13 protein-coding genes and 1 riboswitch are annotated in these 14,519 nt (G+C 30.1%); of the genes, 3 read left to right on the top strand and 10 right to left on the bottom strand.

The features are described 5' to 3' along the window. Positions 1-310 precede the first annotated feature (310 nt). The 5 genes from WJW32_RS13575 to WJW32_RS13555 all read right to left on the bottom strand — a co-directional run bounded on the left by WJW32_RS13575 (position 311) and on the right by WJW32_RS13555 (position 4,809). Positions 311-652 carry a hypothetical protein gene (locus WJW32_RS13575; protein ID WP_340259232.1) on the bottom strand — a complete coding sequence of 114 codons (342 nt, stop codon included), beginning with the start codon at positions 650-652 and terminating at the stop codon, positions 311-313. Between the two features lie 14 nt (positions 653-666). Then, positions 667-993 (bottom strand): DUF1294 domain-containing protein, encoded by a 327-nt coding sequence (locus WJW32_RS13570; protein WP_340259230.1) that lies wholly within the window; start codon positions 991-993, stop codon positions 667-669. A gap of 119 nt (positions 994-1,112) precedes the next feature. Next, positions 1,113-2,342: a peptidase T gene (gene pepT, locus WJW32_RS13565; RefSeq protein WP_340259228.1), complete on the bottom strand. Its 1,230-nt coding sequence runs from the start codon at positions 2,340-2,342 to the stop codon at positions 1,113-1,115. A gap of 77 nt (positions 2,343-2,419) precedes the next feature. Then, entirely contained in the window at positions 2,420-3,463 is a 1,044-nt protein-coding gene (gene ytvI, locus WJW32_RS13560) for a sporulation integral membrane protein YtvI (protein WP_340259226.1), read from the bottom strand. A gap of 98 nt (positions 3,464-3,561) precedes the next feature. Further along, complete coding sequence (locus tag WJW32_RS13555) at positions 3,562-4,809, bottom strand: HlyC/CorC family transporter (RefSeq protein ID WP_445330247.1); 1,248 nt, start codon at positions 4,807-4,809, stop codon at positions 3,562-3,564. Positions 4,810-5,036: 227 nt separating this feature from the next. On the opposite strand from WJW32_RS13555, the gene WJW32_RS13550 reads away from it, so the two are divergent. Beyond that, a complete protein-coding gene (locus WJW32_RS13550; protein ID WP_340259224.1) occupies positions 5,037-5,585 on the top strand; it encodes a biotin transporter BioY in 549 nt (182 codons plus the stop codon). 112 nt (positions 5,586-5,697) lie between these two features. Here WJW32_RS13550 and WJW32_RS13545 read toward each other — a convergent pair whose 3' ends face one another. The 4 genes from WJW32_RS13545 to WJW32_RS13530 all read right to left on the bottom strand — a co-directional run bounded on the left by WJW32_RS13545 (position 5,698) and on the right by WJW32_RS13530 (position 10,805). Continuing rightward, entirely contained in the window at positions 5,698-6,963 is a 1,266-nt protein-coding gene (locus WJW32_RS13545) for an ABC transporter permease subunit (RefSeq protein ID WP_340259222.1), read from the bottom strand. Between the two features lies 1 nt (position 6,964). After that, positions 6,965-8,005 (bottom strand): ABC transporter permease subunit, encoded by a 1,041-nt coding sequence (locus WJW32_RS13540; protein ID WP_340259220.1) that lies wholly within the window; start codon positions 8,003-8,005, stop codon positions 6,965-6,967. Continuing rightward, a complete protein-coding gene (locus tag WJW32_RS13535; protein ID WP_340259218.1) occupies positions 8,006-9,607 on the bottom strand; it encodes a sugar ABC transporter ATP-binding protein in 1,602 nt (533 codons plus the stop codon). Between the two features lie 67 nt (positions 9,608-9,674). Beyond that, the gene (locus tag WJW32_RS13530) at positions 9,675-10,805 is read right to left on the bottom strand and encodes a DUF3798 domain-containing protein (RefSeq protein ID WP_340259216.1); all 1,131 of its coding nucleotides are present in this window, start codon (positions 10,803-10,805) and stop codon (positions 9,675-9,677) included. 222 nt (positions 10,806-11,027) lie between these two features. Here WJW32_RS13530 and WJW32_RS13525 point away from each other — a divergent pair, with 222 nt between their 5' ends. Then, a complete protein-coding gene (locus WJW32_RS13525) occupies positions 11,028-11,690 on the top strand; it encodes a hypothetical protein (protein ID WP_340259214.1) in 663 nt (220 codons plus the stop codon). 29 nt (positions 11,691-11,719) lie between these two features. Here the strand turns inward: WJW32_RS13525 and WJW32_RS13520 are convergent, their stop codons facing one another. Further along, positions 11,720-13,165 carry an alanine/glycine:cation symporter family protein gene (locus WJW32_RS13520; RefSeq protein WP_340259212.1) on the bottom strand — a complete coding sequence of 482 codons (1,446 nt, stop codon included), beginning with the start codon at positions 13,163-13,165 and terminating at the stop codon, positions 11,720-11,722. 175 nt (positions 13,166-13,340) lie between these two features. Continuing rightward, a riboswitch (glycine riboswitch) is annotated at positions 13,341-13,436 on the bottom strand. A gap of 275 nt (positions 13,437-13,711) precedes the next feature. On the opposite strand from WJW32_RS13520, the gene WJW32_RS13515 reads away from it, so the two are divergent. Continuing rightward, positions 13,712-14,506 (top strand): methyl-accepting chemotaxis protein, encoded by a 795-nt coding sequence (locus WJW32_RS13515; protein WP_340259210.1) that lies wholly within the window; start codon positions 13,712-13,714, stop codon positions 14,504-14,506. Positions 14,507-14,519: the final 13 nt, after the last annotated feature.

Below are 14,519 nucleotides of genomic sequence, written 5' to 3'. Positions count from 1 at the left end.
TTTTGGGATTAAGAGCTATAATTTTTCCAAATTAGAGATTTGATCAATTGGTATTTTATAGTGAATAAATAATTACATTTGTACGAAATTTAGGTAGCTACTTTTTTGTTGACATTTTTCCATAAAACTTAGATTAGAGCGTTTAAATATGCGTTAAGAAACTTCTTTGTCTGAACGTAGAGAGTTTAAGAAATTTTAGTATATTTAATAAGCCTCAATCTTTAGTTTTATAAAAATGTTGACTAAGTAGCGTTATTTCAATGAGCGTCATTTTTGCTTTAAACATATAAATCTGATTATTTATTTTATGTTATTCTACTCCAAAGCCATGACATTCCATAACCGGAACTACAAACAAAAATCCAATTCCCGGCTTTTCTATATAATTCAACTCTTCTTTTATTTTATCAACAGCTTTTCTCAATAATTTTTCATCTCTTATTACACTCACAATAGTTTTATTGTATGGCTTATGTCCTTCTATTAACTTCTTTATACCAGAAAATACAGGAACCTCTATATCATGGTCAAGAAGAACCTTTCCCATCCCCTCGCTGTCTATAACAGTAGCCCCTAAGTTTAGATGATAAAATATATCTAATACATCATCTAGCTTATCTACCTTATTCAAAATTAAACATAAAGCATACATAATTTAAACCCCCTTCAAATCAAATATCTATATATCAAAAATGAAACAACTAAATTTAATAAAAATATACAAGGAATACCTATATAAAACTTACTCTTTTGCGTTTTATGTCTAAAAACTGTCATTCCCATAACAACTCCTAAAGCTCCTCCTAAAAGTGAAATAACAAAAAAACTCTGTTCTTGCGTTCTAAACTGTCTTCTTCTAGCTTTTTTCTTATCTAAACCAGTTATTATAAATCCGTATATATTTATGATTATATAATAATAAATCAAATATATTCCTAAATTATTCAGATGTTGACTTGCACTAGTATTAATTATGTTTTGAATATAGGTCATTCTAAAAAATTCCCCCTCTTTATTAATTATATATTATTATATCACTTTTTATTATATTTTGTAATTTGCAAAAAAAAAACAAATCCAATATAGATTTATATTGGATTTGTTTTTTAGTATTAATTTTTAGATTCATATTTTTGGACTATCTTAACTATAAGCTCTACTGCTTTTTCCATAGCAAATGTAGGTATATACTCATATTTTCCGTGGAAATTATGTCCTCCAGTAAATATATTAGGTGTTGGAAGTCCTTCAAATGAAAGTCTAGCACCATCAGTTCCTCCTCTTATAGGCTTTATCATAGGAGTTATACCAGTTTCCTTCATTGCTTCCTCAACTATATCAACTATGTACTTAACAGGCTCTACCTTTTCTTTCATATTATAGTACTGATCTTCCATATCTAATACAGCAGTATTTTTCCCATATTTATTATTAATTTTATTTACTACATCTTCCATAACTTTTTTTCTATTTTCAAAGCTATCCATATCAAAATCTCTTATTATGTATTCCATTTTAATTTCTTCAACATTTCCATTTAAATCATTTAAATGATAGAATCCCTCATATCCATCAGTCTTTGATGGAATTTCTTCCTTAGGAAGCATTTCATTAAGCTCCATACTTATTAAAACAGCATTTTTCATCTTATTTTTAGCATATCCAGGATGAACATTCTTACCATTTACAGTAATATCCGCTCCTGCTGCATTAAAGTTTTCATACTCTAATTCTCCTATTTCTCCTCCATCTAGCGTATAAGCATATTTTGCACCAAATTTTTCAACATCGAATTTATCAGCGCCTCTTCCTATTTCTTCATCAGGTGTAAATCCAACTCTTATTTTACCATGTTTTATTTCAGGATTATTTATTAAATACTCCATAGCTGTAAGTATTTCAGCTATACCAGCTTTATCATCAGCACCTAAAAGAGTTGTCCCATCTGTAGTTATAAGTGTCTTTCCTACATAATTTAAAATTTCTGGAGAATCTTCAGGCGATAATACAACACTACCATCTTCACTTAAGATTATATCTTTTCCATCGTAGTTTTCAACGATTTTAGGATTTACATTTTTTCCACTCATATCTGGAGCGGTATCCATATGAGATATAAAACCTATAGTCTCTACATCTTTATCTGTATTAGATTCAAGAGTTGCCATTACATAACCATTTTCATCAACACTTACATCTGTTAAACCGATTTCCTTTAACTCATCAACTAATTGTTTTGCAAAATCCATTTGAATACTTGAGCTAGGGCAAGAACTAGAATCCGGATTTGCCTTTGTATCTTGCTTAACATATTTTATAAATCTATCAACAACATTACTCATACTAAAAACCTCCTCAAAAACCTTTTCTTTATTTTACCATTCTTTCTTCTATAATAAAATAATATATATAATTTTTTTTATACTATGTCGACTTTTTTAAATATTTTATAAAATATAACATAAAACATTAAATAAACCATACCAAGTATGCCATATGATGTAAGTCCTATAAATATTATTCCTAGAGCTGTCATTGGATGTATTCCAACTGAGTCTGATATAACCTTTGGCTCTATTAGTTCTATTATCACAGTTATTATAATAAATAACGCTATTATACCAACAGCTACAAAATACTGTTTTTTTACAATATAAAATACGAACATAGGGATATATACAAACCAGATTCCAACGACAGGTACCATATCAGAAATCACAACTAAAATACTTATAATCAATGTATACCTTATTTTTAATATCAAAAAACCTATTAAAGTAAAGATAAAGGTTATCCCTACCAATATTATATATGCCTTTAAATATCCAAACATCATATGATTGATCTCAGTTAACATATTAGTAGCCTTTTCTCTTCCACCATCGCAAAAAAAAGATAAAAATTTACTTTTCACCTTGTCCATATCCTTATCAAAAAAATACAAGCTAAATAATATAACAAATGCGACAATAGCTAAAAATGGAATACCTATTATCATCTGAATTCCTTTATTTATAATATCTAATAAACCATCAAATACATTGTGAATATTAGAATAAATCTGTTCTTGAACCTTTTTTACTATCTGCGGATCAAACTTTTCATAAAATATATTCAACTTATTCATTTGATTTCCTACATTATTGTATAATTCATTAAAATCATCTATAGAATTAAGTATATCCTTAGACTCTATTTTCACATTAAATATTATAAAGGTACAGATTAATGACAAAACTATAAATATCAATGCTGACAACAATATAGCAGATATACCTTTTTTTAAGTGAAGTTTTTTGTATAAATAGTCTGTACAAGGCTTTATAAGTACAGCAATTGCAAATGCTAAAACAAACGGATATGTATACGATATCGTCAGAGAAAATATAATAAATATCAATGTATATATAAGTGTAAAAACAAACAAGTTTTTAATATTTTGAATAAAACATTTATCGAACATATTTCATCACCTTTTATAAATTACTTTAATTTTATTATTTGTCTTTATAGTTATGTATATGCAAAAAAAATGCCAAAGCTATTTGCTTTGGCATTTTTTTATTTTGTAAAAAGTCTTATACTCTTTATTCTATTTTTATCTAAGCTCTCAACTATAAACTTTATATTATCGAAATTTACTTCTTCACCTTCTTCTGGGAGTCTTCCTAGTTCGCCTATTAAAACTCCTCCTATTGATTCAAATTCTTCTGATTCTATATTTGTTCCTATAATTTCATTGACTATATTGATTCTTGTACTTCCATCTACAACATATTCATCTTCATTTATTATTTTTATTTCATCATCTTCCTCATCATATTCATCTTCTATGTCTCCAACTATTTCTTCTATTAAATCCTCTATAGTTATAATACCAGCTGTTCCACCGTATTCGTCTAAAACAATAGCCATATGAACCTTTTCTTCTCTCATTTCCTGAAATAATTCAGTTATTTTCTTAAATTCAAATGTATAATACGGATCTCTCATATATTTTCTTATATCAAATGTATCCTTATCTTTATCAATAAATGCAAAATCTTTGACATTTAAAATTCCTATGATGTCGTCTATACTCTCTTCATATATAGGCATCCTAGAAAAATGACCCTCTTGAAATATCTCTACTAGCTCTTCATAAGTAGATTCTACATCAACACCTATAACATCAGTTCTTTGAATCATAGCATCCTTTGCCTGCAAGTCTCCAAATTCAAAAACGTTTTGTATCATTTCTTTTTCTTCAACCTCAAGAACACCTTCTTCATGACTTACATCAACCATAGTTCTAAGTTCTTCCTCTGTTATAAACGGTTGATGAACATCTGGGTTACCTCCAAAGAGCTTTATTATGAATTTAGATAAATAATTGAATATAAAAACTATAGGACTCAATACTACAACCACAATAGATATAATTTTTGAAACCTTCAAAGATACATTTTCTGAATTTTGAGCAGCCAATGACTTTGGCGTTATCTCTCCAAATATAAGAACTGCTATAGTCATAAAAATAGTTGCAATAGCTGCACCCTTTTCCTTAAATAAATCTATAAATAAAGATGTAGCGATTGCCGAGGCTCCAATATTTACAACATTATTACCGACAAGTATTGCTCCTAATAATTTATTTGGGTTTTCAATTAATTTGCTTACAACATCTGCCCCTTCAATACTTTCTTCCTTCATATGTCTTATTTTGATCTTACTTAAAGACATTAACGCTGTCTCTGAAGCTGAAAAAAATGAAGATATCCCTAATAATATAAATAATATAAAAAATTGCCAAGAACTACTCGAATCCAAAAATCATCACACTCCTAAAACTATATATGAATATCATTATATCATAGTGCTAAAATTTTACTACATATATTATATTATGAATTATAAATAGATTTTTAACCATATATGTTTATGATCTTTTATCTCTTTTTATTGTAAACTTTTTTTTTTCGAAGTTGACAAAGCAAGTATTTATATTTATAATTCTTATAAACGTATTAATCAAATACATATTAGGAGGTATACTTATGAATAGTAAATTAAAAATCAATGATATAATATACGCCTCTTTGTTTGCAGCCCTTACTAGCGTTTTGGGATATATATCAATACCACTTCCATTTAGCCCAGTTCCTATAACTGGTCAAACTCTTGGAGTTATGTTAGCAGGATGTATATTAAATCCTCTACAAGCATTTTTAAGTATGTTAACATTCGTTCTTTTAGGTATAGCTGGTGCACCTGTATTTTCTGGAGGTAGAGCAGGATTTAACATTATAGCTGGTCCTAGCGGGGGATATATAGTAGGTTTTATAATAGGAGCTGTAATAATAAGCTATTTAAAAGGCAAGAACCCAACTACTCTTAAAATGACTTTAGCAACAATATTTGGAGGAATTATAGTGATATATTTTATAGGTGGATTATGGCTTAATCATGTCACTCAAATGGGATTATCTAAAGCTATTATAGCTGGTGCTCTTCCTTTTATTCCAGGTGATCTTTTAAAAGCATTCATTTCAGTTTCAATAGGTAAAAGAGTATCTAAAGCTATTAATAATAAGGTATCCATATAGTAAAAACAATTTAAAGTATATTTTTACAAATCTAAAATTTCTATAATAAAATAATACCTTCTAATTAGAAGGTATTATTTTATTATCATATTAAATTTATGATTAAAATGCTCTAGACTTTAAGTTTATTTTTTCCTTGTATCTGTTTTTTCCATGCATGAAGTCCAAGAGATAACCCTATTACTCCATAGGCTACAAATACTCTAAAATATTCTCCTATTTGAGCACTACCCAATAGATTTTTACCAGCCTGTGGAGATACTATAAACAATGTGTGAAATAGTATAGTTCCTATTATAGCCTGAGATATAGTAGCTCTTGATACTGATGCGCCTCCTATTAGTAAAGCTGCTATAGCAAACATTCCAACCTGCTCATGGCTTCCATACGTGTTCAGCGTTCCTAAGTTTTGTAAAAATATTAATTGTCCCCATCCAGCAAATACAGTAGATATTACTATAGATATTATTCTAATTTTATCAACAGCTATACCAGATACCTTTGCTACATGATTATCTTGACCTACTGCTTTAAAATCCTGCCCTAATTTAGTCTTCATTATAAAAACATTAAATATACAAAGAAGAGCTACAACTAATATAGTTACAACAGGTACTTTTATCATCTTAAATATAGGTTGATATTGAATTAATAAAATAGAAACTATACCAATAACTAAAAATATAGATAAATCTATAATCTGTTTCTTAGTAATTTTCTTACTCTTTGCTCCTTTAAATAAAATATACAAAATGCTTATGATAGATATCACTACTATAACATCAAGCATCGGAAACTTTACTATATTGTCAAGCGCATACTTAATTCCTCCACTTAAATCTATAGTATTTTTTATTCCTACTCCTCCACTAAGAACTAATACTGGATTATTCATAGGAATTAATGTTCCAATCAGAAATAAGAATAATAATTGGTATAATCCATTTGCAAAAAATCCTAGTATCATACTAGCTATCATTTCCTGTCCTTTGGTTTTATTTAATAATTTTCCTGTTAAATACCCAAATAAAACTGCTATTGGAACTGTCAATACAGCACATAATAAAAATCCCTGTATACCACCGATTTTCCAGTGAGTTACTGCTATTAAAGCTATCTGCCCTGCCATTGCACCTATTACTATCCCAAAGTTAAGACCCATACCTGCTAGTACAGGAATAATAAGAGAAAGTACTAAAAATGAGTTCCTTGAAATTCTAGCAATCAACTCATTTAATATAAATATCATAGGTTGCCCAGAATACTTAACACCTATAAGACAAAGAATTACAAATAATATAGTAACTATATTATCAAACAATATTTCTTTTAAATTTATTGATTTTCTTTTATCCTTAATTGCATTCTCTTCATTCATGCTACTTCCCTCCTTCTACTTTTGTTAATGCATATAAAATAATTCCATATTGTACTACAACCCTTGCTACCTCTGATAAGTTTCCTTGTGTAATTATTTTATTTGCAACAGGAAGTGCTATTGTCAAAAGTCCCTGGAATAAAAAAGTTCCAAGTATAACATGTGATATTTTTGCATTTTGAGCGCTTGCCCCACCTATTAAAATAGCAGCTACTGCTGCAAATCCCATCATCATAGGTGCTTGGTAAAGTTGAAAAAATCCATAACTTTGAGCATATACAATTATTCCTACAGCACCTAATATAGTAGATAATACAGTCCCTATTATCCTACTTTTGTCAACATCAATTCCAGATGCTATTGCGAACTTAGGATTATCACCTACTGCCTTCATAGTAATACCTGCTTTGGTATTTAAGAATACATAAACTAATAAACAAGATATTATAAAGAATATTAAAAGACCAGTAGGTATATTAACCTTGCCTATGTTAAATGATAAGAAGTTGTTTAATATCTTATCAAACCTTGAACTTAAAGAAATTGTAGTTCTAAGTCCATCACCTATCGGCCACTTTATCTCAGAGCTACTAAAAGGAAGTATAAGCCATCCTATACACATCAAAGATATAGCTGAAAATCCTACATATGTAGATACCATCATTTCAGAACCTTTTACTTTATTCAGTAAAATTCCATAAAAATACCCTACAACAGCAGCTATTGGTATTGATATAATTATAGCTATAAAAAATGCACTAAATCCCCTAAGGTTCATTTCAATACTTATAAGTCCTCCTAATAGTCCACACACTATTCCCAAAGGAATACCAAAATTAAGTCCTATTCCACATAAAATTCCAGGAACCATAGCTAGAACCAATATTCCATTCATACCAGTTCTAACTAAGGTATCAGATAATAACATATATATTGGAATTTTCAGAAAAACAGCCATCACACAAAGTATTATTAAAAAAGCTATTATAGTAGTTCTTGCAAACCCTAATTTTTTTGTAACATCTCTCATAGTTTCAACCACTTATATTTCCTCCTTTGCATGAATTTTATTGTATTCTCCAGCCATCATAAGTCCAAAATCTACATCGCTATCTTTAGGCTTTAATATTCCCTCTATTTTTCCTTCTGCAACTATGGCTATTCTATTGCAGACAGATCTCAATTCACCAAGTTCACTAGATGTTACTATAATAGTCATGCCTAACTCTTTGTTCAGTTTTACAAGTAAATCAAGAACTAATTTTTTAGCTCCTATGTCGATTCCTCTAGTAGGTTCTGATACAAACAATAAATCAGGATTTAATGTTAATGCCCTAGCTATACATACCTTTTGTTGATTTCCTCCACTCAGTCTTCTAGTAATCTGAGTTGGTCCCGTACACCTTATATCAAGATTATTTATCATTTTAAGAGCATGCTCTCTTATCTCTTTTTTATTTGTTTGCGTAAACAATCCATAATTTTTTATAAACTCTCCTTTAATCTGCATAGCTGTCAATACAATATTTGTTTCTATAGAAGTATCTAACAATAAGCCAATACCTCGTCTATCCTCACTTACAAACGCAATCTTATTATTTAAAGGATCTTTAGGTGAATTAAGCTTTAGTTTCTTTCCATTTAACAATACCTCTCCTTCACTTGGATAAAGTCCCATTATTCCATTTGTAATTCCGATTTTACCTTGTCCTGCAAGACCACCAATACCTAAAATTTCTCCCTTTTTAATGTTTAGATTTACACCCTTTACATATTCTCCTGGCATAGATACTTTTAGGTCTTTAATAGACATCATTACTTCTTCATTTTTATCATCACTTTCTTCATTCGTATTTAAGCTTTCAATTTTCCTACCAACCATCAATTCTGCAAGCTGCATTACATTTGTATCTTTTTTGTCAAGTGCTGCTACGAACTCTCCATCTCTTAGTATAGTTATATTATCAGCTGCCTCCATTACCTCATCTAATCTATGAGTTATAAACAATATTGCAATGCCTGAATCAGATATTCTTTTCATAGCCTTTAATAAATTATCTGCTTCGCTTTCTGTTAAAACTGCAGTAGGTTCATCAAATACCAAAAGCTTTATATTACTCTTATCTATCTCTCTAGCGATCTCTATAAACTGCATATAACCTACTGGAAGTCCTGACACCTTAGACTTTTCGTCAATGTCTATTCCTAATTTATCTAAATCTTTTCTTGCATCCTTATTCATACTATCAAAATCTAGACTATTTAGACTAGATCCCATAATTTTGCTTAGCATATTGTGTTTAGTAGTTTCTCTATTTAGTTTTATATTCTCAGTTATATTAAATCCCGGAATAAGCATAAACTCCTGATGGACCATTCCGATACCTAGATTCATTGCTTCATTAGGAGATTTAATATCAACCTTTTTACCATCTATATGTATTTCACCTTCAAATCCACCAGTAGAATGAATAACAGGCATCCCAAACAATATGTTCATAAGTGTAGATTTACCAGCCCCATTTTCTCCTAAAAGAGCGTGTATTTCTCCTTTTCTAGCTGATAAATTTATTCCCTTTAAAACTTGGTTACCGAAATAATCTTTTTTAATGTTTTTCATTTGAATGACATATTCTTCACTCAACCCAAATCCCCCTTATATGTAAATTAAGGTTGCCATAAAAAGGCAACCCTATATTTAATATCCTTATTTAGAAAGTTATATAATCTGAAAGTACCATAAAGAAATTGTCAAATGTATTTCCTGTACTTTCATTCGTAAATGTACTTAATTTCATTTCCATGCCTGATACATTCTTAAATATTTCTTCTATTTTAGCTTTATCTACCTTACCATTAGTATTTCCTTCTAAGAATGCTTTAGCGTACTCAACTCCGCTTTCAACAAACATCATATTAACAGGAACTGGCCATGTAGAGAATCTACCTGTTCCACCTTTTTCAGCTATCTTAGATTTAATTTCTCCAACTACATAATCAATATCACCTTTTTTATCATCAGGTATTTGAATTCCTAATGCTCCTGGGAATGCATGGTATGGAGATGGACAACATGGTTGTGGATATATAGCACCTTGTTCTAAGGCAGCTTTTATAAGTGGCTCTTGCATAGAACAGTTAGTACTAAAGAATGCTGTATCTTTTCCAAGCTCAGCAACTTTTCTTGGAACATCTTCTAATATAAATTGCTGTGCTCCAGGAACACCTGCATCTCCTGTTGGATCTGGAGCTGTTGCATCTACAAAATCCATATTTAACTTTTTGCAAGTTTCTCTAAGTAAATCTCTTCTCATGGCAAGTAATTGATACGACATATGTCTTGGGAAAGAATAGTGAACAAGTTTTGTAGCACCCATTTTTTTAGCTTGTTCTGCTATAGTAGTTCCCATTCCAAGTTCATCTGCTTGAAATACTACATCAGCTTTTGATGCTATCATATCTGGATCTTCTCCTGGAACACCAACTATGAATAGCATATCTGGTCTTATTTCTCTAGCCTTATCTATAGCTGCTGATACCCCTGGTATACCTTGAACTATAACAATCGCTTTAACTTCTGGATCTGTTGCCATGCTCATAACATTTGCTATAGTTGTTTCTTGTTCTTTCATAAAGTTATCAGGATATGTTTGAAGAACTATCATATCACCATATTTTTTCTTCATTTTTTCTGCTGCTCTATACTCCTCTTCACCTTGAGATACTGTGCCTGTCATAATTCCAATTTTAAAACCTTCTTTTTTTTCAGCTACTTGACCACAGCCAACAAGTCCTATAATCATAACTGTTGCCATAAATATGGCTAAAATCTTCTTAATCATTTTTAACCCCCTTTTAATTTGTTAATATATAGATATGCATGTACTATATGTTTTAATGCATATTATATTAATAATTCCAATTAAATTTATGAAATGCAACACTTAATTGAATATTCAACATATGAATTATTCTTTTTTTGAAATTTTTCTGTTTTGCAACTAATTTTTGGGGAATAATATATTAGGTAATATTTTTATTATTTATTTAGAAAGGGGATTTTTATGTCTAAAAAAGATTTATTAGAAAAAGGAGCTGTCCTTCAAAGAGACAAAGAAACTTATGCAATAGCACCACATCTACCTGGAGGAATTATATCAACTGACACCTTAAGAAAAATTGCAGATACTGCTGATAAATACAATGCACAGGCAGTAAAAGTAACATCATCTCAGAGAATAGCAATTGTAGGTCTTAAAGAAGATGATATAGATAATGCCTGGGAAGATTTAGAAATGAAGCCAGGGGCTGCTATAGGACTTTGTGTACGAAGTGTTAAGTTCTGTCCTGGAACAACATTTTGTAAAAGAGGACAACAAGATTCAGTAGGAGTAGGTATGAAATTAGATGAACTATATCACGGAATGAATCTTCCAAATAAGCTTAAAATAGGGGTTAGCGGATGTCCAAATTCATGTGCAGATAATCATTTTAGAGATATTGGTATAATGGGTACGCCTAAAGGATTCAGGATTCAAGTTGGAGGAAAAGGAGGCTTAAAGCCTAGATTAAGCAATACTTTATTTGAACATGTTGATGAAGATGAAGTATTCAAAATAATAGATAAGGTAGTCAAGGTATACTCTAAGAATGCACTAAAACATGAGAGATTAGGATCATATATAGATAGAGTTGGATTTGAAGAATTTAAAAAGGAAATAGAATAGCAAAAAAGACCCCGTACGGGGTCTTTTTATTATTTAGTAACGTTATGGTTAGTATTTTCCCAAAACTCTGCATTTTCTATACCATGTTTTTTTGAATTGAATACAGGGTCTTTTCCTTCTGCCATTTGGTCTTCATAGTCTTTAAGTGCTATAAGAGCAGGTTTTGCCATTATAAGTATTGCTATAACATTTAACCAAGCCATTGTTCCAACACCTACGTCTCCTAAAGCCCATGCTAAATTTGCAGTTCTTATAGCTCCATAAAAAGTAGTTAAAAGCATTGCAAATCTTAAAACATTTATTAATGATTTGTTATTACTTTTTCTAATTAAATAAGCAACATTAGTTTCAGCAATATAATAATATGCCATTAAAGTAGTAAAAGCAAAGAAGAATAAAGCTATCGCAACAAATGCACTACCAAAAGATGGGAACAATGTTTCAACAGCTCTTTGTGTATATATAGGACCTATTTCAACATCTCCTAAATTATTAGCTATAAATCCTCCAGCTCCATCATAAATGTTGTACATACCAGTAATTAAAATCATAAATCCAGTAGCTGAACAAACGAATAAAGTATCTATATATACTGAAAATGCTTGAACTAATCCTTGCTTTGCAGGATGTGAAACTTCAGCCGCTGCTGCTGCATGTGGGCTAGTTCCTTGACCCGCCTCATTTGAATAAATACCACGCTTAACTCCCCAAGAAATAGCAAGACCTAGTATACCAGCAAATGCAGGCTGTGCTCCAAATGCACTCTTAAATACTAATACTATAACTGATGGTAATTGAGATATATTTACAATTATTATGATAAGTGCAACCAATATATAACCAGTAGCCATAACAGGTACTATTATTTCAGCTGCTTTACTTATACGCTTAACTCCACCAAATATTATAAGTCCTAAAAATACAACTAGTATTATTCCTGTCACTATAGGATTTATTCCAAATGCATTATTAAGTCCTGCTGCTATACTATTAGACTGAACTCCTGGTAAGAAAAATCCCATTGCTATTATAGTTGCAACTACAAATATAGTAGCATACCATTTATTATTCATTCCCTTTTCTATATAATATGCTGGTCCTCCACGATACTCTCCATCTTGTTCAACCTTATATATTTGAGCTAAAGTAGCCTCAACATAAGCTGAACCTGCTCCTAAAAATGCTATTATCCACATCCAAAATAGTGCTCCTGGTCCTCCCATGGCTATAGCAGTTGCAACACCCGCTATATTTCCAGTTCCTACACGACCCGATACAGATAGTGCAAATGCTTGGAACGAAGACACACCTTTTTCTGACGAGGATCCACCAAATAATAATCTTACCATATCCTTGATAAGTCTAACTTGTAAAAAACGAGTTCTGATAGAAAAGTATATCCCAGCTCCTAAACATAGAATAATAAGTGCTTTGCTCCAAATCAATCCATTTATAATGCCGACTATATGTTCCATATGATTCCTCCTTTTAAATTTTTTTGATTCTTTGATGCAAAAACAAAACTTGAAATTATAAAACATTGAAAAGTAAAACTGAAATCTTAAATGATAAGTAAAACAAAAAGATGTAAAGAAGAGAAATCAAAAAAGTCAAATCATAAAGATTTGACCTCTGGGATTTATTCCGATAAGAATAATCTCTGTCCTTTTACCTGAGAGTTTGACTAATATTTCTATTAGCTTTCCCCTTCGGTGCTCTCTATTGAGTCTCTCCAGAGGATCGTCTGATAACGCTTTTTCATTATCTTCATCCGAACTATTCAATTAATCTCTTTATACTTTAATATACAATTAAAGTCAATCAATTATTCTTAATTTTCTAATTATTTCAAATTTTCATAGCAAATTAAACTTTTTCCATTTTCAAACCAATGTTTTTTTAAACCCATTTGTTTTTTTGCAATCTTCTAAATATTATGTTTTTATTATTTATTGCCTTATAACCCAATATATTATAGAATTAATATGTTAAATTTTATTCTACTTAGGGGGTTTTTTATCTTGAATATAGCATTAATTGGAGCAGGAACAGGTGGCAAAAATATTATACAAGCAATAAACGATGTGGATTCTATAAATATATCTTTAGTTATAGATAGAAATTTAGATGCACCAGGTATAGTTCTTTGTAAAAATTTAGGTATAGATTATTCACAATCTATAGATGATTTAACTAATCACAATGTTGATATAATAATAGAAGCTACTGGAAATAATAACGTTATTAAATTATTACAAGAAAAATTTAGTCATAAATGCACTATAATAGATTCTACTGGAGCTCTTTTAGTAATGACTCTAGTAGATAGAAATATAGATACTCTATCTCAACTTAACAACCATATTTCCATAATTAGAAATACTTCAACTATAGTAAAAACTGAATTAGACGACATATCATTGTCAATAGATAATATGCATGGTATAAGCGATACACTTTTAAATTCTACTAAAACTTCTATAACACACATACAAGATACTGATAAAATAATAAAGTATGTAAATAAAATAGCTCATCAAACTAAAATACTAGGTATAAACGCTACTATAGAAGCTGCTAGAGCTGGTCAAGCTGGAAAAGGATTTTCTGTAGTTGCAAATGAAGTTCAAAAGCTCGCTACAAATAGTGAGGGATTTGCTAGAGAAATTAATGAAATACTTGGAAAAATAACAGATGAGATAAAAACCATATCTAATGAAGTAGATAAACTAAAAAATCTTTCAAAAGCTCAAACGGATTCTTCTAATAAAGTACAAGTTGCCGTTGATAAACTAATAACCGAAACTTCTATTTAAAATTCGCTTCATG

Origin of the sequence: Tepidibacter sp. Z1-5 (assembly GCF_037844525.1) — a bacterium.
Lineage (GTDB): Bacteria > Bacillota > Clostridia > Peptostreptococcales > Peptostreptococcaceae > Tepidibacter_A.
Note: the sequence above shows the minus strand (reverse complement) of the source record. Positions and strands in the feature narration are given on the sequence as shown.